Raw genomic sequence first — 19,388 nt, 5'->3', positions numbered from 1 at the left:
AGCGCCTCGGCCAGTACGGAGGGGGCGAACGGCAGGAACGCGATGTCCATCAGCAGCACGTGTTGAGGAACAGCACCACCCGGTCGGCGCTGCGGATGTGGTCGAACATGATGTGGTGGTTGGTCCACACCTGTCCGATCAGCATGAAGGTGACGACGTAGGCCAGGTAGGACGGCCAGAGCGCGGCGAGGCCGTGCAACAGGTCGCTGGTGTCGTGGGGCGGACGGATCTCCAGGACGAGCAGCTTGATGGCGATGGCGATGACGCCGTCGCTGAACGCCCGGGCAGGATCGCGTCCGGCGCCGAACGGCGTCGACGCTTCTGGTCCGCCTGGTGCATGAACCGGCTCTGTCATGGCCTCAGCCTCAGGCACCGGACGTCACTACACGCGCAACCGGCGAGTGTTTCCCCGGCGTCGCGGACACCACAGAAATCTCGGCCCCGTCAGGGCGCCGGATGCCGCGGCTTCAATTCACGAGGGCTTCCGTCTCCGGTGGACGTGGTGGGCCGTGCCGGAGGCACGCCAAGCACGCCCGGAAGTGATGCCGCCGGCGGTATGGGACGCCAGTCCGTAAGGGTGGGAACCGTTTGGCGGTACACCACGTGAGGGCACGAACACGAGCAGTTACAAATGACACGTCATCTCGCCATCCCGGCTGACCCAGCATGGCCGCTGCGTGCCGGTGATGCGCCGCTTCACTCCAGCCCTGAGGAAGGCGTAACGATGAAGTACGTATTGCGGTCCGGCGCCGTGACCGTCGCGGTCGGTGCGGGACTCTCCCTCGCGGTCCTGCCGACCGGGTCGGCCAGTGCCGCCGAAGACATTCAAGTGGGGTGCAACGACATCCCCGGCCTGGTGGACGCGATCAACCAGGCCAACGCCAACGGCGGTCGCATCACCCTCGCGCCCCGCTGCACCTACACGCTGACCGCACCCGACAACCCGGACGATGGGCTTCCGGAGATTATCGGGGAGGTGACCATCTCCGGCAACAACAGCACCATCCGGCGCGATCCGGAGGCCACGGAAAGCTTCCGTATCTTCCATGTGGTGTCCGGTGGCACGCTCACCCTGAAGTCGCTCACGGTCAGCGGCGGCGTCAGCGGCAACTTTGGCGGCGGCATCGCGAACGAGCAGGGCACGCTGAACCTGAACGACACGGCCATCAAGGACAATTTCGCAGTCACCGGTGGTGGCCTCTCCAACAACGGTGGACAGCTCAACCTCGAACGCACCACAGTCGAGCGCAACCGCGCAGCCAGCTTCGGCGGCGGAGTCGTCAACGACGGTAACGGCACAATGACGATGAAGCGCGGGTCCCTGCTCAAGAACCGGGCGGTCACCGACAATGGTGGCGGTTTGGAAAACATTTTGGGCACCGCGTCCCTGGAGTCCGTATCGGTCAGGGGCAACACCGCCATCAACGGTGGCGGCATCCGCAACGTGAACGCCTCCACCCTGAACCTGAAGTCGACCACTCTCAGGGACAACATCGCCGTGAGAGGCGCGGGCCTCTCGAACTTCACCGCCGCCGCCACCGCCACATTGGTCGACAGCCTGGTCACACGTAACACGGCGATCACCGCCGGCGGCGGCATCGACAACCAGTCGGGCGGTCAGGTGACGCTCACCAACACCAAGGTCATCGACAACACCCCGGACAACTGCGCCCCCGAAGACAGCGTCCCCGGATGCACCAACCCCACCAGCAGCATTGACCCGTCGGCCACGCAGGAGCTCCTGCCCGACGACGACATCAAAGACCCCGAGTAAGCCGCCTGCCACGATGGCGAAGAAGGGCGGGTCCCCACTCGCTGGGTCCCGCCCTTCTGTGCGCCGTCCGGCTCGCGCTCACCTCACCAGGCGAAGACCGCCAACATCCTGTTCGCCGTAGGTGCCTCCGAGCGATGGGCCGACGACGGCATCGCCGCCAACGCACTCATGCCGGGCACCATCGGCGACACGTCGTTGGCTCGGCACCTGGACCCGCAGCAACTGGCAGCGCTCATGGATGCTGCTGCGCGAACCGGCTGTGGGCGGTGTCGGAGGAGATCGTGCGCTAGGGCTCCACGCCTCCGCGCTGCCGCACGTCAGAGGGGCACCGCGACGCCGTTGAAGGTGGTCTCCGGGATCTGGGGGCTGGTGAAGCGGGCGTTGACGAGGTACAGGCGGTCGTGCCAGCGGGCGGCGGTGGTGGGGACGTCGAAGCGGGGGTCGGTGATCGTGCGGCGCAGGGTGGCGGAGCGGGCGGCGCGGTCGAGGGCGAACACGCTGATGCGGTTCTGCCGGTTCTGGACGACGTACAGCGTGCGGCCGATGCGGACGAGACCGTCTCCGTCGGAGACGTCGTGCGCGCCGTGCAGGGTGACCTCGGTGGCATGGCCGGTGCCGAGGTCCACGTGGTAGAGCCTGCCGGGCTGGCTGCTGACGACGATCAGCCCACGGCCGTCGGGGGTGGCGACGATGCCGTTGGCGTTGTTCACATCGGGGGTCTGCACCCAGTCGCCGCTCAGCGGCAGGGGGCGGACCTCGCCTTGGCGGCCACGCGGCACCCCGTAGAGGACGCTGTCACGTGAGTCGGTGAACCAGGCGCGGTCGCCGAGCAGGATGACGTCGTTGATGAAGTGACCGGTGGTGTCGGTCAGTTGGTGGGTGGTGAGGAGGCGGCCGGTGCGGGCGTCGACCACGCGGGCGGTTCCACCGGCGCCACCCGCGATGTAGAGCAGCCCGTCGTGGTCCACCTTCAGGCCGATGGCCGCCGTGCCGACGGCTCCCGCGTAGATCGTCCCGCCCTCGCCGGTGCGCAGGTCGGTGCGGCGGACGGCGCCGTTGGCGCGCGAGCCCATGTAGGCGTACGGCCGTGCGCCGATGGTGATGCCCTCGGGGAGGAAGCCGTCGGGCAGCGGGAACTCGGTCGGCCACGCGGTGGCCGGGCCGGTCAAGGCAGTCGGGTGAGTCGGAGTGGCCGGGGTGGTCTGGCCGGTCGATGCCGCCTGGGCGGTCGGGGCGGTGCCGGCGGTCAAGGCGAACGCGGCGAGGGCGCCGCCGCCGAGGACGGTGCGCCGGGAGGGGTGCGGGTGGTTCCGGGTCATGGTTCCGGGCCTCCGTGACGGTGGGTGTGACGGCAGGTCTGCGAACTCGGCAACTCAACGGACTCATACGGGACGCGGAGCGCACTCGACTCAACGTCGGCGGGCGGGTTTCGTTCGCTCGTAACTGACGACGTGTCGCCCGTCGCTCGTAACGAGGTATCGCCCGGCGGAGTTCCCTCCCGGCCCGGGAGCGTACTGCCCGAAAACCACTTGGCCGAACGCCCTTCGTGGGCGGTACGTTGACCGCCATGACCAGCAACCGAAAGGGCCATGCCGCGTAGGCGCCCCTCAGCCCTGCGGGGCGAACTCCCAGTCCGTGTCCTGGGTCGTCGGCGGTATCCGCCGATCGACCGTCTCTCGGGTTCCTGCGCGGCCGATCTGCGTCGGCTCGAACGTACCCGCTTCTGGCCCGAGGCGATCGAGATGGCCTTCTGGCACTGGAGGGCCCTGGCGCACGGTCCGCTCAGATCCGTGGCGAATGTGTTCTGGACGCCTTCTTGCGGCATGTACGAGTGTGGCTGCGATCCGGGGTACTACCGCGACTGCCTCGAGACGGCACTCCATGCCCTGCCCAAGAAGAGCGCACGCGAGTTGCGGGTGCTCGTCCGGGCCCTCGACGCCAAGATCGCGGCGAGGGCCCGGGTCATTCCCGTGGACGCTCCGGACAGCCGGTGGTGGCGGGCCATGTCTGAGATGACGTAGCGCCGTCGCAAGGGCTCAGGCGGCTCGGCGGTCGCGCGTCATGTACAGGCCCGTGGCGGTCCCGATGGCGGTGAGGCCCGTGATGGCGCTGATGACGATCTGCTCGGTGCCGCTGAAGGCGAAGCTGGAGGCGACGTTGACGATGGCGGCGAGGGTCAGGACCAGCCAGAGCAGGGACTTCATTGGGGGTTCCTTTCGGAGGGCCCTTGGTGGGCCGTGGCGTCGGCCGCCGGTGTCGCGGCCGTTCCTTGTCTGAGGTCTACGATCCCGTTTCCGCGCCGCCGCCTCGATGGGCCGCGCCCCCGAATCCGGGGTGTAGCGCGCTACACCCCGCTGCCGTGAACCCGCTCCTTCACTTAGCCTGACCGCCATGCGGGAGACGGTGTGGCGTGCGGGGCGGGCCTCGGTGGAGTTGCTGCGGGGGGCCGGGATCGCCCTGGCCTCGTATCTGTTCATCGGGGTGGCGATCTTCGCCGCCGTCGCGATGGTCACCGTCGTGGGCGCGGGGGTGCTGCCCGAGTCCGTACTGCTGGTGCGCAGGACGGCCGGGTACAAGCGGCGGTGGGTGGGCGCCTGGACCGGGGAGCCCGTGCCCGAGGCGTACCAGCCGCTGAACGGTGAGGTGTTCGCGCGGGTGCGGACGGCGGTCGGGGATCCGGGCACGTACCGCGATCTGCGCTGGCTCGCGGCCCACGCGGTCTACGGCTGGCTGCTGGCCTGCTGCGCCATGCCGGTGTGGGTCATCGGGCTGATGGTCGACGGGGTGTGGTGCGGGCTGCTGAAGCAGCGGGCCGTGGTGCTGCCGCTGATCGAGCGGCTCGTCGACCTCGACGCGGCGTGGTCGCGGGCGCTGCTGCTGCCGTCGCCGGAGGCACTGCGCACCGCCCGGCTCGCCGAGCGGGTGGAGGAGCTGTCCGAGACCCGGGCGGGCGCCGTCGCCGCGCACGGGGCCGAACTGCGGCGCATCGAGCGGGACTTGCACGACGGTACGCAGGCCCGTCTGGTGGCGCTCTCGATGCGGGTGGGACTGGCGCGGCGCGCGTACGACAAGGACCCCGACGCGGCGCACAAGCTGCTGGAGGACGCACAGGACCAGGCCGAGGAGGCCCTCACCGAGCTGCGCCATGTCGTGCGCGGCATCCATCCGCCGATCCTCACCGACCGCGGACTCGTGGGCGCCGTAAGGGCGCTCGCGGCCGGCAGCGGGCTCGAGGTGTCCGTGGACGACGACGGGGTGGAAGACGGGCCCCGGGCACCGGCGGCGGTCGAGGCGGCCGCGTACTTCGTGATCGCGGAGGCGCTGACCAACGCGGCCAAGCACAGCGGGGCCGAGCGGGCGTCGGTCGAGCTCGTGCGGATGAGGGATAGGTTGAGGGTCGCGGTACGGGACGAGGGGCGGGGCGGGGCCGATCCCGCGGGCGGCAGTGGGCTGCTCGGCATGCGGCGCCGGGTCGCGGCGCTCGACGGGACCGTGGAGATGACCAGCCCCGCCGGGGGGCCGACGCTGATCGAAGTGGAGCTGCCGTGCGTGTGGTGATCGCCGAGGACAACGCTCTGCTGCGGGAGGGCATGGTCCTGCTGCTGAACTCCGCCGGGCATGAGGTGGTGGCGGTCGCCTCCAGCGGCCCCGAGGTGCTGCCCGCCCTCCTCGAACACCGTCCGGACGCGGCCGTACTCGACGTCCGCATGCCGCCGGGCTTCCGCGACGAGGGGCTGCGCGCGGCGCTCGCGGCGCGGCGGGAGATCCCCGGTCTGCCGGTGCTGGTGCTCTCGCAGTACGTCGAGGAGACCTACGCGACCGAGTTGCTGGCCGATGGCGCGGGCGGGCTCGGCTATCTGCTGAAGGACCGGGTGGGGCGGGTCGAGGAGTTCCTGGACGCGCTGGAGCGGGTGGTCGCGGGCGGTACGGCGCTGGATCCTGAGGTGGTCAAGGAGCTGATGACCCGGCGCCGCGACGATCCGGTGGACGCCTTGACGCCGCGCGAGCGCGAGGTGCTGCACCTGATGGCGGAGGGGCGGGACAACACCACGATCGCCCGGACGCTGGTGGTATCGGAGCGCGCGGTCAGCAAGCACATCGGCAATGTCTTCGCCAAGCTGGGCCTGCCGCCGAGCGACAGCGGGCACCGGCGGGTGCTGGCGGTCCTGGCGTATCTCAACAAGGGGGCGGGCAAGGGGGAGTCGGCGGACAAGCGGTAGGGCCGGGCCGGGTGCGGGTCCCGGCCCCGGTGCGGGTCCCGGGCCGGGTGCGGGTCCCGGGCCCGGTGCGGGTCCCCCGTCCGGTGCGGGTCCCCGGCCCCACCGAGATCTCGGCTCCGGCAGCGTTCGCGGCCGCGTGAGCTGTGGCTTTCACCACCCCGCCCCTTCCCGAAAGAGGGGGCTCCGCCCTCTCACCCCCACCGGGGCTCCGCCCCGGACCCCGCTCCTCAATCGCCGGAGGGGCTGAAAGACCGCGGATAACGTCCCCGCAGCGTCGTCCATACCGGTGGCAGCGACCCGGCCGCCGCCGTCACCACGACCACCGAGACGATCACCGCGGCCTGCACCGGCGGCAGGTACGGCAGCGTGCCCGCCATGGCCATGCTGAAGGCCAGCAGCGGTACGGACGCCACGACCGCCCCCACCACCAGCCCGGTCACCACCGTGGCCGCCGCCTCCAGGCGCAGCATCCGGCGCAGTTGGCGGCGGCCCGCGCCCGCCAGCCGTAGCAGCCGCAGCTCGGGGCGGCGTCCGGTGGCGATGAGCGCGAGGGTACTCAGGACGGCGATCACCGTGAAGCCGCCGACCGCCCCGACGACCGCCACCGATACCACCTCGGCCAGCGCCTGCTCCGCCGCCTCGCCCCGCACCGGCGCCGGGTCCCGCTCCACGCGGGCCCCGGGCACCGCCCGCGCCAGCGCCTTCGTGACCGCCTTACGGTCGGCATCGGGCACGGTCGCGACCAGGACCCGGCCCGCGGCGGGCAGGGACGTGTGGCGCAGCAGATCCTCCCGGGAGAGGAGGAAGTCCCCTAGCGCGAGCGAGCGTTGGTACGTCGCCACGACCCGCAGCCGGGTCTCCTGACCGTCCCCGAACCGTAGGGTCACCGTGGAGCCGGGCCGTGCGCCCAGGGAGTCCGCCCGGTCGGCGCCGACGGCGACCGTGCCGGGCCGGAGCCGGGCGAGGTCCCCGTCCCGCACGCCCGGGTCGAGGGTGTGGGTCAGCCGCTCCGGGGTGACGCCGAAGACCGGCAGCCGCTCCAGTTCGGGCGCACCGAGTTGGCTCCGCGCCAGCAGCACCGTGCCGGGGACGACCTCTGTCGCCGCCCGTACCCCCGGGACCTCGCGGATCCGCTTCACCGCACCGGCCGGGAGCCCGCCGTCCGCGCGCACCGCGAGATCGGCGCGCAGCACCTGGCGAGCCTGGGCGTCCCCCGCGTGGGTCATGGTCGCGCCCCCGGCGAGCTGGACCCCGGCGAACGCGGTGACCAGCACGATCGGGGTGATCGCCGCGCCCAGCCGGTGGGCGGACGCGGCGCAGTTGGCGGCGGCGAGTCGGCCACCGGGGCCGAACAGCCGCAGCGGAGCGCCGAGCAGCCGCATCGCCCCCTCGGCGATCCACGGTCCGAGCACGGCGCAGGCGATCACCATCGTCACCGCCGCCCCACCGGCCGCGGCCGCCGCGGTCGCGCCCTGCTGGAGGGCGGCCGTCCCGGCCGAACTCGCGCCCACGAACAGCAGCACCAGCCCCGTGATGCGGCGCGCACTGCCGGGTGCCCGCTCGCGCAGCGCCTCCGCCGGGCGCAGCTTGGCGGTCCCGGAGCAGCCGATGAGCGCCGCGATCCCGGCCACCAGGACGGTGACGGCGGCGGTGACCAGGGGCACGGGCCACAGCAGCGGGGGGAGCGTCAGCTCGAGTCCGGTGGGCAGCGCGCCCCGGGCGTCCAGCAGTGCGCGCAGCCCCAGGTACGCGGGGACCGCCCCGGCCGCGCCCGCCAGCGCCGCCCAGGCCGCGACCCGCCCCACCTCCCGGCCCACGGCACCGCGCAACTGTCCCAGTGTGGCGCCGACCGCCCGCAACAGGCCCAGCTCATGGGAGCGTTGCCGCAGCGCCTGGACGATGGTCGACGAGACCACGAGCAGCGCCACCAGGACGACGGCACCGGCCACGGAGCCGAGCGCCGCCAGCAGCTCGCCGCGGGCGGGCGCGGCGGCCAGGAACTCGGCCTCTCCCCGCTCGCCCCCGGTCAGGACGCGCACGGCGGCCGGGTCACCGTCCGCGCGGTGCCCGACGTCGGTGACACCGGCCGCCTTGAGGGCCTTCCGCACCCGCCCGGCCAACTCCCCCGGGACCGTGCCGGATTCGGCGACGACCCCGACGGCGTCCAGCGCCTCCGGGTGGCCGGCCAGGCGGCGGGCCTCGGCGCCGGTGAACCAGACGGCGGAGCCGGGGCCCTCGGCGACGCCCACGACGGTGTACGCCGTGTCGCGGCCGCCCACGCGCAGCGTCAGCCGCGCCCCGACGCGGCCCGCGCCGCCGCCCGTCACGACCTCGTCCGCGCGCTGCGGGGCGCGCCCCGTCCGTAGCGCGTAGGGCGCCAACTGGGCGGCCTCCCAGGGCCGTCCGGTGGCGGACCGGCCCGCGCGGCCCACCGGGAATTCCAGGTCGGCGACGGCCGTCCGCACCCCGGGCACCCCGCGCACCGCGGTCAGCGCCGTACGGGGGATCCGGACCCGCTCGGTGAGCCCGGCGCTCGCGGTCTCGCGGTCGCCCAGCGACGCCGCGCTGAAGCGGGTGGTCTGGTCGCCGGCCACGACGAGGTCGGCTCCGGCGTACCGCTCCACCCGTGGATGTGCGCTCCAGGCCGAGGCGAGGGTCAGCCCGAACGCGCCGAGCAGCAGGGAGGTGAGGGTGAGCGCGGCGAAGACGGCGGTCCACGCCTTACGGTGGGCACGGGTGGCGCGTGCGGCCAGCAGGGCGGCGACCTTCATGCCGTCCGCCCGCCCAGCTCCTTGAGGATGCGGCGGATGTCGGCCGCCTCCGGCCGCTCCTGCCGCCAGACCAGCTTCCCCCGCATCAGGAACAGCGCCTCGTCGGCCCAGGCGGCGGCGAACGGGTCATGGGTGACCATGACGACCGTATGGCCCTCACGGTCGACGGCCTGCCGCAGCAGCGTCAGCACCTCCTCCGCGGCGGCGGGGTCGAGCGCCCCCGTCGGCTCGTCGGCGAAGACGATGTCGGGCGTGGTCACCAGCGCGCGGGCGATCGCCACCCGCTGGCACTGCCCACCGGACAGCTCCGACGGCACGGCGCCGCCCCGGTCCCCCAGCCCGACCGCCGCGAGGGCCCGCAGATGCCGGTCGCCGGGGCTCTCGCCGCCGAGCATCAGCGGCAGGGCGACGTTCTCCGCGACGCTCAGCGAGGGCACCAGGTGGTGGGCCTGGAAGACGAAGCCGATCCGCTCCCGCCGCAGCCGGGTCAGCGCCGCCTCGTTCAGCGAGGACAGTTGGGTGCCGCCGATGCGCACCGTGCCCGCCGTCGGCCGGTCGAGCCCGGCGGCGCACTGCAGCAACGTCGACTTCCCGCACCCCGAAGGGCCCATCACCGCGAGGAACCGTCCGCGCGGCACCGTCAGATGGATGGGGTGCAGCGCCACGACCCCCGGCCGGTACTCCCGGGTGACCCCGTCCAGGGTCAGCGCGTGGTGCCAGGTCCCCGCCTGCTCCGCGGTGGCCGTCGTACGGCCGCGCCACTGCCTCTTCATCGGTCCGCCCCTCCGTCAGCTCCGGGCGGATCAAACGGGTCCGCCGGTCACCGAGAACGCTAGAAACGGGCGCGGACGCGCGGGAGAGAGCACAGTCCCGTACCTGCAGGTGGTACGGCCCCCACCCCGGGGTGGAGCAGGCTCCACCATCGCCTGATCTTCCCGGTCCGCGAGCGACTCCCTGGGCGCGCCGCCGTGGTGAACCCCGCCGGGGACAAGATCCTGGACATCCCCACAGGACCGGCATATGAGACAGAAGACAACAGAGAGGCATCAGGCACCCATGGATGTCAGCGCCCGCATCGAGGCCGTCTACGCGCAGATCGTGCACCGCAACCCCGGGGAGTCCGAGTTCCACCAGGCGGCGCGCGAGGTGCTGCCGACCCTCGCCCCCGTGCTCGGCGCGCATCCGGAGTATCTGGACGCCCGGATCGTGGAGCGGCTGTGCGAACCGGAGCGGCAGCTCGTCTTCCGGGTGCCCTGGGTGGACGACGACGGCGAGGTGCAGGTCAACCGCGGCTTCCGGGTGGAGTTCAACAGCGCGCTGGGCCCCTACAAGGGCGGCCTGCGCTTCCACCCCAGCGTCAATCTGGGCATCGTGAAGTTCCTCGGCTTCGAGCAGATCTTCAAGAACGCGCTGACCGGCCTGGCCATCGGCGGCGGCAAGGGCGGTGCGGACTTCGACCCCAAGGGGCGCTCGGACGGCGAGGTCATGCGGTTCTGCCAGTCCTTCATGACCGAGCTGTACCGCCACCTCGGCGAGCACACGGACGTGCCCGCCGGGGACATCGGGGTGGGCGCCCGCGAGATCGGCTATCTCTTCGGCCAGTACAAGCGGGTGACCAACCGCTTCGAGGCCGGTGTGCTGACCGGTAAGCCGGTCGGCTGGGGCGGTTCACCCGCGCGTACCGAGGCCACGGGGTACGGCACCGTCCACTTCGCCCAGGAGATGCTGCGCACCCGTAAGAAGGATCTCGACGGCCTTACGGTCGTCATCTCCGGGTCCGGCAATGTGGCCCTCTACGCCATCGAGAAGGTCCACTCCCTCGGCGGACGGGTGGTGGCCTGCTCCGACTCCACCGGCCATGTGGTCGACCCGGACGGAATCGACCTCGCCCTGCTCAAGGAGATCAAGGAGGTCCGCCGGGAGCGGATCGCCGCTTATGCCGCCGCCAAGCCGGGCGCCGTCTTCTCCGGCCGCGGTTCGGTCTTCGAGGTGCCCTGCGAGGTCGCCCTGCCCTGCGCGACCCAGAACGAGCTGACCGAGCAGAGCGCGATCGCCCTGGTCAAGAACGGCGTGCTGGCCGTGGCCGAGGGCGCCAACATGCCCTGCACCCCGGCGGCGATCGAGATCTTCCGGGAGGCCGATGTGCTCTTCGGCCCCGGTAAGGCCGCCAACGCGGGCGGGGTGGCCACCTCCGCCCTGGAGATGCAGCAGAACGCCTCCCGCGAGCGCTGGACCTTCGCCCAGACCGAGGCCCGCCTCGCGGCCGTCATGACCGAGGTCCACACCCTGTGCCGCACCACCGCCGACCGCTACGACTGCTCTCCCGACGACTACGCCCTGGGCGCGAACGCCGCCGGATTCGTGCGGGTGGCGGAGGCGATGGCCGCCCAGGGCGTCGTCTGAGCCGGTCGCGCCATGCGGCGCAGCTCACACCGACGGCATATAGCTCACGCCGACGGCATGTCGGCCGCCGCGCGCACCGCGCCCAGCACCGGCTTACGCAGCAGCAGCAGCGCCGCGTCGTCGTGGAGCCGCCCGCCCACATGGGTCAGCAGTTCGTCGTGGAGCGAGGCGAGCGTGCGGGACGGCTCGTCGCAGACGTGCCGCGGCACCCGCTCCAGCAGCGGGAAGTACTCCCGGCCGCGGTCCCGCGCCTCGATGACCCCGTCGGTGTAGAGCAGCAGCTGGTCCCCGCCGGCGAACGGCACCACCTGGAGGCTCGGCAGATCGCCGCCCAGGGAGGCCAGACCGAGCGGCGGGGCCGGGCGGGTGGGCTCGACGGCGATGACGCCGGACTCGCCGACCAGCAGCGGCGGGGCGTGTCCGCAGTTGACGAGCTCCATCCGGCCGTCGCTGGGGTATCCGGCGACCACGGCGGTGACGAAGTCGTCGGGCGCCAGGTTGCGGGACAGGCTGCGCTCGATCCGGGCGACGACGTCGAGCAGGTCGGGTTCGTCGTAGGCGGCCTCGCGGAAGACACCGAGCACCAGCGCGGCGGTGCTCACCGCGGGCAGCCCCTTGCCGCGCACATCGCCGACGATCAGCCGGACCCCGTACGGCGTGGGCAGCAGGGCATAGAGATCGCCGCCCACCCGTGCCTCCGCGGCAGCGGCGCTGTAGCGGACGGCCACCTGAAACTGGCCGACCCGCGCGGGCACCGGTTTCAGCAGGGCGTTCTGGGCGGCCTCGGCGACCGAGCGGACGTCGGCGAGCACCCGCTCACGGCGTCTGCGCAGGGCACTGGCCCCGCAGCTCGCCAGGGCCACGGCGGCGGGCGTGGCCAGCAGGATCGCCTGGGTGCGCATCGGCTCCACGCCCTGGGTGCCCAGGAACGCGCCCACCGCCACGGCGAGCAGCCCGATGCGTATCACCCCGTACGGTCCGCACTGGGCGGCGGCGAGCGCTGGACCAACGGCGAGCAGTGGCAGCCAGGCCAGCCCCTCCGAGGTGACGAGGGCCAGCAGGGCCACCCCACAAATGATGATGACGGGGACCGCGGGAACGAAGTGCCGACGGCCGACCAGCTGGTCAGGGTCGGATGGGCGGAGTCGGGCCGGGAACATGACCTGCTTCGCTGCTCTCTTCCACTGGGGACAAGTGATACCGGAGATGTCCGTTACATCCAGAGAAACAGCGATTCCATAGGTTCGGCAAGGGCCGCGTTTTCAGATAGTGAGCGAGAGGTGTCTGCTCACCCGGTTCGCCGTCGGGACCAGGCGGGTCCGGAACAGCTCACGGTGCGGATCCATCCTCGCCAGCCGGGCCAGCCGGTCCACCGGCAGCGAGATCCCGAGCGAGCCGAGCCGGTCCCCGCAGTGGACCGGCACCGCGAAGCAGACCGTGCCCAGGGCGTACTCCTCCAGGTCCGCGACCAGCGGGCTGCCGGTCGGGGAGTCCAGCCGGCGCAGCAGATCGTCGGAGCGGGTGACGGTGCGCGGGGTGAGATCGACGAGCGGATGGCGGGACAGGTACTCGTAGCGGGCGTCGTCGTCCAGCTCGCGCAGTACGCATTTGCCCAGCGCGGTGGCGTGCCCGGCCTCCTCGCACCCCACCCATAGATCGACCCGGGGCGCCTGCGGGCCGTCGACGATGTCCACGACCCGGATCTCGCCCTCCTCGTAGAAGGTGAGGTAGGCGGCGGCGGAGAGCTCGTCGCGCAGCGCGGTCAGGGTGGGCCGGACCCGGGCGAGCAGCGCCTGATCCCGGCTTCCGGATTCGAGGGTGCGCAGCTTGTCGCCGATCACGAATCCGCCGTCGTCCAGCCGGTGCACATAGCCGTCGTGGACCAGCGTCCGCAGCAGGTGGTAGGTGGTCGCCAGCGGCAGCCCCGTCTCCCGTGCGAGCCGCTTGGCCGGCGCACCGCCCTCATGCGCGCCCACCGCCTCCATCAGCCGGAAGGCCCGCTGTACGGATGTGATCAGCGTAGGCGCTGTTTGAACACCCATACATCCAGCTTGCTCCCGGTATGACCGGATGGGCAAGATCTGAGAGATCGGACCCGCGTGAGGGGCGCCGACCGGTGCGGTCGGCGCCCCTCACGGACGTATGGAATCAGTGCGGTCGGCCGGGGAGAGCCGGCCGCGCGGTGTGGTCAGCCGGGGGAGATCCGGCCGCGCCAGGCGCCTTCCGCCTCGCCGCGCCGCTCGATGAAGTCCTTGAACCGCCGCAGGTCCCCCTTCACCTGCCGGTCGAGCGTCCCGGTCAGGTCCGCGGCCTTCTCCGCCATCCCGCTCGGCTGGAAGACCAGGGCCAGATTGACCCGGGTGTGGCGCTCGTCGAGGGGCTCGAAGGTCACCAGGCCCTGCTGCCGCACCTCACCGGAGGTGGTGCGCCATGCGATGCGCTCATCGGGAAGCTGATCCACGATCTCGGTGTCGAACTCCCGGTGCACACCGGCGATGGAGGTCGCCCAGTGGTTGTGGCGTTCGTCCACCTGGGTGACCTGATCCACACCTTCCATGAACCTCGGGAACTCGGTGAACTGCGTCCACTGGTTGTAGGCGGTGTGGAGCGGAACCCCAACCTCGACGGACTCCCGCACGGTGCTCATCGGTGACTCCTTTCGATGTGGTCGTGTCGCTCACCACGGCGGGTTTCCGAGAGCGCTGGGCCAAAACCTCCGCCCGGACGATCGGCGCGCCCGACGACAGGACCGGACGATCGGCGCGACGACAGGAACAGAGCCGGGGACAGCCGGGGACAGCCGGGGACAGCCGGGGACAGCCGGGGATCAGCGCAGCGGATGCAGCGGGGCCAGTTCGGCCGGCGAGGTGCCGGTCGCGATGGCGTCGGCCAGCAGCCGTCCGCTGAGCGGGCCGAGGGCCACACCCCACATGCCGTGGCCGCCGTTGACATAGACGCGCGGGGAGGCGGTCGGGCCGACCAGCGGCAGTCCGTCGGGGGTGCAGGGACGGGCACCGACCCAGGTGTCCGTACGGGCGTCCCAGTCGATACCGCGCAGCAGCGGACGGGCCGCCGCGATGATCGCCTGGATCCGGCGCGGGTCCACCGGCCGTTCCACGGGCGCCAGTTCCATCATCCCGGCGACCCGCACCCGGCCCTCGCCCAGCGGGGTGCAGACGACCTTCTGGGCGGCCAGATACGTGGGACGGGTGGGGGCGCCCTCGGCCGGCACGCTGAAGCTGTAGCCGCGTCCGGCCTGGACCGGCACCCGGACCCCGAACGGCCGGACCAGCCCGTCCAGCCAGGCGCCAGTGGCAACGACGGCGACATCCGCGCGGAGTCGGCCCCGGGAGGTGGTGACGGCCACGCCCCGCCCCAGGTCCCGGATTCCGGACACCTCCGTGCGCTCCAGGATCTCGCCGCCGCGCTCGCGCACCGCGTCGGCCAGCGCGCGGACGAAGTTCCCCGGGTTCAGATAGCGCTGGCCGTGGAGTTCGACGGCCGCGCCGATGCCGTCGCCGAGCGTCGGCTCCAGCTCGCGGGCCCGGTCCCCGTCGATCTGCTCGTACGCGATCGAGAAACCGGCCGCGCGGGCCTGCTCCAGCTCCTCCACCATCGCGGCGCGCCCGGCCGCGGTGCGGAAGGCGAGCAGGCAGGGTTCGGCAGGCCGGGTCGGCTCGGCGACGCCGTCCGCCGCGAGGGCGTCGTACGCGTCCAGCGCATGGCGGTTCAGCGTGGCGAAGGTGGCGGCCAGGACCCGCCAGCGGCGCGGGGTGCAGTTCCGGGTGAAGGAGAGCAGGAAGCGGGCGAGCCGGGGATCGGGCCGGGGCGGTATGTAGACGGGCGACTCGGGGGAGACCAGGCTGCGCAGCCCGTAGCGGAGGGCGGCCGGTTCGGGCAGCGGCAGCGTCAGGGCCGGGGACAGCCAGCCGGCGTTCCCCCAGGACGCCCCGGCCGCGGGGTGACGCCGCTCCACGACGGTGACCTCGACGCCGTGGTTCCGCAGCGACCAGGCGGTGGCGAGGCCGACCATGCCCGCGCCGATGACGATGGCGCTGCGGGGTGGGCGGGACGGGCCGGTGACACGGGACGGGCCGGTGGCAGCGGGCACGGATGTGCTCCTTCCCATGGGTGGAACGCGATCATCGGCGGTAGCGGCCGGGCGCGGCACCGTCCCGCCGCCCTGGTGTGCTCCCTTGGTCACCCGATGCCCGCCGGGCGCCGCCGCCAGTGCCCGGTGGCCTGCTCGAAGGCGTGGCCGACCTGGAGGACCGCGAAGTCCGCCCGGTGCGGCCCGACGATCTGCAGTCCGACGGGCAGCCCGCCGGGTGTGAACCCGGCCGGTACGGACAGCGCCGGACTGCCGGTCGAGCTGATCAGATACGCCGAGCGCATCCAGTCCAGATAGTCGTCCATGGCCACCCCGGCGACCTCGGTCGGGTACTCGATGCCGACGTCGAAGGGCAGCACCTGGCTCACCGGGAGCAGCAGCACGTCATAGCGGCCGAAGAACTCCCGGACGCGGTGGTAGAGCCGGGTGTGCAGCACCTCCGCGCGGGCGACATCCGGTCCGCTGAGCTTGCGCCCCTCCTCGGCGTTCTCCCGGATCGTCCGCTTCAGACCGTCGGGGTGGCGGTCCATGAGCGTGCCGAAGGCGACCTCGAACATCGAGGCGCGCAGCGTACGGAAGACCTCCTCGGCCTCGGCCAGGTCCGGGCAGGCCCGCTCCACGACGCAGCCGAGGTCGGTGAAGACCTCCACCGCCGACTCGACCGCCGCGGCCACCTCGGGCTCGACCGGCACCAGCCCCCCGAGATCCGGCGACCAGGCCACCCGCAGCCCCGTCAGATCGCGGTCCAGGGGGCGGGCGAAGCGGGCGCCGGGCTCCTCCAGGGCGATCGGCGACCGCGCGTCGGGTCCGGCGATGGCGGACAGCAGCAGGGCGGCGTCGGCCACGGTACGGGCCAGCGGCCCCCTGACGCCCAGGGTGCTCCAGGCGGTCGCGGCGGGCCAGGCGGGGACGCGCCCGGGCGACGGGCGCAGACCGACGACATTGCAGAACGAGGCCGGGTTGCGCAGCGAGCCGCCGGTGTCGCTGCCGTCCGCGATCGGGATCATGCCGGAGGCCAGCGCGGCCGCCGCGCCCCCGCTGCTGCCGCCCGCGCTGCGCCCCAGGTCGTACGGGTTGTGGGTGGCGCCGAAAATCGGGTTGAAGGTGTGCGAACCGGCCCCGAACTCCGGCACATTGGTCTTGCCGATGGTGATCGCCCCGGCGGCCCGGATCCGTTCGATCAGCAGATCGTCCTGGTCGGGCACGCCGTCGGCGAGCGGCGAGCCATGGGTGGTGCGGATGCCCGCGGTGTTGTGGGTGTCCTTGTGGGCGATGGGCAGCCCGTGCAGCGGCCCGAGCTCCTCCCCCGCCGCGATCCGCTCATCGGCCCGTTCGGCGGCCTCGCGGGCACGGTCCGCGACGAGGGTGACGATCGCGTTGACGGCGGGGTTGACCCGTTCGATACGGGCCAGATGGGCCTCGAGCAGCTCGCGCGCGGACAGCTCGCGGGTGCGCAGCAGGCGGCTGAGGTCCAGCGCGGTCCTGAAGCAGAGGTCGTCATCCGTCGTGGTCACGGTCGCTCGCCTTCCTTAGGGGCCCAGGGACAGAACCCATGGTTCGGGAAGCGGACGGTCGAGGGAAGAGCACCTGGCATCGGGGCATCGGCCCGGACGGCCCGGACGGCCCGGTCAGTCCGGTCAGTCCGGTCAGTCCGGTCAGTCCGACAAGTGGCCGCCCCGCCATGTCCCGACGGACAAGGCGGGGCGGCCGATTCAAGGCCCTTACGGACCCGGGGCCCATACGGCCCCGAGATCCTTACGGACGTGCTCCGACTGCCCCGGCGGGCACCGGAATCCGCGCGGCCGAAGTGCCGAGCCCGGTGGGCCCGTGCCACGGGGCCACCGGCCGCGCCGCCGATCCGGCCCCGGCCCCCATCGGCTGCCGGTGCACGCGGAGCAGCTCCGCCTCCCGGTAGCGCGGGACCTCCCGGTGCCAGTTCATGATCCCGGTCATCCAGTGGCGCAGCTCCCGCACATAGCCGTCCATCGCCTTCCGGGCCTCCGGCGCCAGGCCGAAGTCCTCGTAGAGCACGGGGAACTCGTGCTCCGCGACATGCTGGAACTGCCGCATCCGGGACGTCATCAGATCGTTCACGACGGCGACCCCGGTCGGATAGTCGCAGTCGAAGAAGTTCCGGACGACGAGGACGCCGTTGTGGACCTCGCCCTCGAACTCGATCTCCTTCTGGTACGAGAAGACGTCGTTGAGCAGCGTCGCGTAGTCCATGGCGGCGTTCTCCAGCGACCGGACCGGGCCGCTGCGGTAGATCTCGGGCGGCACCCGCCGTCCGCGCGCCAGTCGGCACAGGCTCATGGTGAGGTCGGAGCCGAAGGTGTGCCGGCGCATCTCGATGTAGTCGACCGGGTCGGGGATCCGGTTCTTCGTCTGGTTGGCCAGCTCCCACAGCCAACTGGCGGTCATGTCCTCGACGGACTGCCGCAGATCGCGGCGCGCCGAGTCCTCCATCGGGCCCGCCGTACGGCCCCACAGATCGGCCAGCGAGCGCTCCAGCGCGGTCGCCGGGACCGGGGTGGGGCCCGCGTCGAGCGGCATGAACGCCCCGAGCCGGGCGTTGCACGCCCAGGCTCCGGCCAGGTCGTGGGTGCGGCCGAAGACCGCCGGGTAGTAGTCGTCCGCGTAGGTGCCCCAGGCCAGCCAGCCCGACGCCAGGTCGAGCTCGTCCAGGGAGCCGTCCGGGTGGATGCCCGCCGCGCACAGCGGGAGATCGGCGGCGAGCAGCCGCTCCTCGTCCCAGACCCGCGAACCGGGGATGCCGGGCTGCGGTTCGAGGATGCCCATCCGGTGTGCCCAGTCGGTCAGATGGCGGCGGGCGGCGGGCAGATGTGCGTTGAGCCGGAGGGTGAACGGCATGAAGAAGTCCGGCAGCAGGGACGGCCCGGTCTTCTGGAACGGGACATGGCTGAACGTGCGCGCCCTGGCCGCCTCCGCCCGGCCGGTGGTCAGCGGCAGGCTCGCCGCGGAGACACCGAGGCCGCTGAGCGCGAAGGGGGACCACGCCGGGGCCTTGGCCACCTGGCCGGTGCCGCCCGCCTCGTCGGCGCCGTGAGCGCCGCCCGCGCCGCCCGCTTCGTCCGCGCCATGTGCCCCGTTCATGTAGCGGCTGGAGCGCATATGCCACTCATGGCCGCCGGACTGCCAGTCCTGGAGCCCCTTGACGTAGGCGAGGACGCCCGCACAGGCCGCCGGGTCCAGGCCGTGCTCGGCGAAGAGCGGGCCGAGCTCGGTGAGCGTGGTGTCCTCGAACTGCCGCAGCCGTGAGGTGAGCAGCTCGTTGACGGAGTCGGCCGCCTCCTGGGTGGTACAGCACAGGAACGTCTCCAGGACCAGGACGCCATTGCTGAGCTCGCCCTCGTCCTCGATCTCCCGCTGGTAGGAGAACAGGTCGTTGCGCAGATGCACCGCGTCCGCGAAGGCGTCGCGCAGCACCCGCATCGGCCGCGACCCGGCGATCACCGCCGGCACCTCGGCCCCCACCGCATGCTCGACCAGCCCGGCCGACCAGGGCGCGCCGCCGACCTTACGGCGCATCTCGATGTACTCGACCGGATTGGGGATCCGGTGGATGTTGATGTTCGAGAGCTCCCAGAGCGATTCGTTGAGCAGATTCTCGGTGCTCTCCCGGAACCGGGCCCGCCAGTCCGACGACATCGAGGGCACCGTCCGCGCCCACAGATCCGCGAGCCCCGCCTCGACCGGGTTGGTGGGCTCGGGAGTCCCGGCGGCCGGATCCATCGGCATGAAGGCGGGCAGCCGGTCGAGATACGCCTTACCGGCTTCACGGTCCTGGGAGCGCTTGAACGTCTCCAGGAAGTGGTCGTCGAAGAAGAAGACCCACACATACCAGTCCGTGATCAGCGAGAGCTCCGCGCCGGAACAGTCGGGGTGGGTGTACGCGCACAGCAGGGCGTAGTCGTGGGCGTCGAGATCCTTCTGCTCCCAGATCCCCGAGCCCTCGAGCATTCCCATCGCGCGGGCCCACTGGGTGGAGTGCTCCCGTGCCTCCTGGAGATGGGGGTTCAGCCGGGCCGGATACGGCATGTAGAACTCGGGGAGTTGAAAGGGCTGTGTCACTGCTGGGCCGGCGCCTC

Annotated in this window: 16 protein-coding genes; 5 read left to right on the top strand and 11 right to left on the bottom strand. The window is 72.3% G+C overall.

From position 1 onward, the window contains the following. Positions 1 to 49: 49 nt before the first annotated feature. Complete coding sequence (locus tag J5X86_RS02560) at positions 50 to 355, bottom strand: TMEM175 family protein (RefSeq protein ID WP_243979212.1); 306 nt, start codon at positions 353 to 355, stop codon at positions 50 to 52. Between the two features lie 369 nt (positions 356 to 724). Between J5X86_RS02560 and J5X86_RS02555 the strand changes: the two genes are divergently transcribed. After that, entirely contained in the window at positions 725 to 1,774 is a 1,050-nt protein-coding gene (locus J5X86_RS02555; RefSeq protein ID WP_208515164.1) for a hypothetical protein, read from the top strand. A 317-nt stretch (positions 1,775 to 2,091) separates the two neighbouring features. On the opposite strand, the gene J5X86_RS02550 is transcribed toward J5X86_RS02555, so the two are convergent. Then, positions 2,092 to 3,093, bottom strand: coding sequence for an SMP-30/gluconolactonase/LRE family protein (locus tag J5X86_RS02550; RefSeq protein ID WP_208515163.1), 1,002 nt, complete (start codon positions 3,091 to 3,093; stop codon positions 2,092 to 2,094). Positions 3,094 to 3,564: 471 nt separating this feature from the next. On the opposite strand from J5X86_RS02550, the gene J5X86_RS02545 reads away from it, so the two are divergent. Beyond that, positions 3,565 to 3,795, top strand: a complete 231-nt coding sequence (locus tag J5X86_RS02545) for a hypothetical protein (protein ID WP_208515162.1) — start codon at positions 3,565 to 3,567, stop codon at positions 3,793 to 3,795. A 15-nt stretch (positions 3,796 to 3,810) separates the two neighbouring features. Here the strand turns inward: J5X86_RS02545 and J5X86_RS02540 are convergent, their stop codons facing one another. Continuing rightward, positions 3,811 to 3,978 (bottom strand): hypothetical protein, encoded by a 168-nt coding sequence (locus J5X86_RS02540; RefSeq protein WP_208515161.1) that lies wholly within the window; start codon positions 3,976 to 3,978, stop codon positions 3,811 to 3,813. 187 nt (positions 3,979 to 4,165) lie between these two features. Between J5X86_RS02540 and J5X86_RS02535 the strand changes: the two genes are divergently transcribed. Together J5X86_RS02535 and J5X86_RS02530 are read left to right on the top strand one after the other, a co-directional pair. Continuing rightward, positions 4,166 to 5,332, top strand: coding sequence for a sensor histidine kinase (locus J5X86_RS02535; protein ID WP_208515160.1), 1,167 nt, complete (start codon positions 4,166 to 4,168; stop codon positions 5,330 to 5,332). Then, on the top strand, positions 5,320 to 5,994 hold the full coding sequence (locus J5X86_RS02530) for a response regulator transcription factor (RefSeq protein ID WP_078642295.1): 675 nt from the start codon (positions 5,320 to 5,322) through the stop codon (positions 5,992 to 5,994). The genes J5X86_RS02535 and J5X86_RS02530 overlap by 13 nt, the downstream gene beginning before the upstream one ends. Before the next feature lie 227 nt (positions 5,995 to 6,221). On the opposite strand, the gene J5X86_RS02525 is transcribed toward J5X86_RS02530, so the two are convergent. Next, the gene (locus tag J5X86_RS02525; RefSeq protein ID WP_208515159.1) at positions 6,222 to 8,765 is read right to left on the bottom strand and encodes an FtsX-like permease family protein; all 2,544 of its coding nucleotides are present in this window, start codon (positions 8,763 to 8,765) and stop codon (positions 6,222 to 6,224) included. Next, complete coding sequence (locus tag J5X86_RS02520) at positions 8,762 to 9,538, bottom strand: ABC transporter ATP-binding protein (RefSeq protein WP_119989804.1); 777 nt, start codon at positions 9,536 to 9,538, stop codon at positions 8,762 to 8,764. The genes J5X86_RS02525 and J5X86_RS02520 overlap by 4 nt, the downstream gene beginning before the upstream one ends. Before the next feature lie 283 nt (positions 9,539 to 9,821). On the opposite strand from J5X86_RS02520, the gene gdhA reads away from it, so the two are divergent. Then, on the top strand, positions 9,822 to 11,168 hold the full coding sequence (gdhA, locus tag J5X86_RS02515) for an NADP-specific glutamate dehydrogenase (RefSeq protein ID WP_208515158.1): 1,347 nt from the start codon (positions 9,822 to 9,824) through the stop codon (positions 11,166 to 11,168). Positions 11,169 to 11,212: 44 nt separating this feature from the next. Here the strand turns inward: gdhA and J5X86_RS02510 are convergent, their stop codons facing one another. From J5X86_RS02510 to J5X86_RS02485, 6 genes are all read right to left on the bottom strand, one after another. After that, complete coding sequence (locus J5X86_RS02510) at positions 11,213 to 12,328, bottom strand: PP2C family protein-serine/threonine phosphatase (RefSeq protein ID WP_208515157.1); 1,116 nt, start codon at positions 12,326 to 12,328, stop codon at positions 11,213 to 11,215. A gap of 102 nt (positions 12,329 to 12,430) precedes the next feature. After that, a complete protein-coding gene (locus tag J5X86_RS02505; RefSeq protein WP_208515156.1) occupies positions 12,431 to 13,210 on the bottom strand; it encodes an IclR family transcriptional regulator in 780 nt (259 codons plus the stop codon). A gap of 146 nt (positions 13,211 to 13,356) precedes the next feature. Continuing rightward, positions 13,357 to 13,815 carry an SRPBCC family protein gene (locus J5X86_RS02500; protein WP_078642301.1) on the bottom strand — a complete coding sequence of 153 codons (459 nt, stop codon included), beginning with the start codon at positions 13,813 to 13,815 and terminating at the stop codon, positions 13,357 to 13,359. Positions 13,816 to 13,995: 180 nt separating this feature from the next. Beyond that, positions 13,996 to 15,279 carry an FAD-binding oxidoreductase gene (locus tag J5X86_RS02495; protein WP_208515155.1) on the bottom strand — a complete coding sequence of 428 codons (1,284 nt, stop codon included), beginning with the start codon at positions 15,277 to 15,279 and terminating at the stop codon, positions 13,996 to 13,998. Positions 15,280 to 15,368: 89 nt separating this feature from the next. Further along, positions 15,369 to 16,793: an amidase gene (locus tag J5X86_RS02490; protein WP_208515154.1), complete on the bottom strand. Its 1,425-nt coding sequence runs from the start codon at positions 16,791 to 16,793 to the stop codon at positions 15,369 to 15,371. 241 nt (positions 16,794 to 17,034) lie between these two features. Next, the gene (locus tag J5X86_RS02485; RefSeq protein ID WP_374229213.1) at positions 17,035 to 19,371 is read right to left on the bottom strand and encodes a germacradienol/geosmin synthase; all 2,337 of its coding nucleotides are present in this window, start codon (positions 19,369 to 19,371) and stop codon (positions 17,035 to 17,037) included. Between the last annotated feature and the right edge of the window lie 17 nt (positions 19,372 to 19,388).

It is taken from the genome of Streptomyces sp. NEAU-YJ-81, from assembly GCF_017592595.1.
In the GTDB taxonomy this organism is placed as follows: Bacteria; Actinomycetota; Actinomycetes; order Streptomycetales; family Streptomycetaceae; genus Streptomyces; species Streptomyces hygroscopicus_B.
This window is presented reverse-complemented; position numbering and strand designations above follow the sequence as displayed.

Bases quoted from the DNA above. Each gene is read 5' to 3' on its own strand.
- J5X86_RS02560 (WP_243979212.1), bottom strand. From the start codon at position 355: ATGACAGAGCCGGTTCATGCACCAGGCGGACCAGAAGCGTCGACGCCG.
- J5X86_RS02555 (WP_208515164.1), top strand. From the start codon at position 725: ATGAAGTACGTATTGCGGTCCGGCGCCGTGACCGTCGCGGTCGGTGCG.
- J5X86_RS02550 (WP_208515163.1), bottom strand. From the start codon at position 3,093: ATGACCCGGAACCACCCGCACCCCTCCCGGCGCACCGTCCTCGGCGGC.
- J5X86_RS02540 (WP_208515161.1), bottom strand. From the start codon at position 3,978: ATGAAGTCCCTGCTCTGGCTGGTCCTGACCCTCGCCGCCATCGTCAAC.
- J5X86_RS02535 (WP_208515160.1), top strand. From the start codon at position 4,166: ATGCGGGAGACGGTGTGGCGTGCGGGGCGGGCCTCGGTGGAGTTGCTG.
- J5X86_RS02525 (WP_208515159.1), bottom strand. From the start codon at position 8,765: ATGAAGGTCGCCGCCCTGCTGGCCGCACGCGCCACCCGTGCCCACCGT.
- J5X86_RS02520 (WP_119989804.1), bottom strand. From the start codon at position 9,538: ATGAAGAGGCAGTGGCGCGGCCGTACGACGGCCACCGCGGAGCAGGCG.
- gdhA (WP_208515158.1), top strand. From the start codon at position 9,822: ATGGATGTCAGCGCCCGCATCGAGGCCGTCTACGCGCAGATCGTGCAC.
- J5X86_RS02510 (WP_208515157.1), bottom strand. From the start codon at position 12,328: ATGTTCCCGGCCCGACTCCGCCCATCCGACCCTGACCAGCTGGTCGGC.
- J5X86_RS02505 (WP_208515156.1), bottom strand. From the start codon at position 13,210: ATGGGTGTTCAAACAGCGCCTACGCTGATCACATCCGTACAGCGGGCC.
- J5X86_RS02500 (WP_078642301.1), bottom strand. From the start codon at position 13,815: ATGAGCACCGTGCGGGAGTCCGTCGAGGTTGGGGTTCCGCTCCACACC.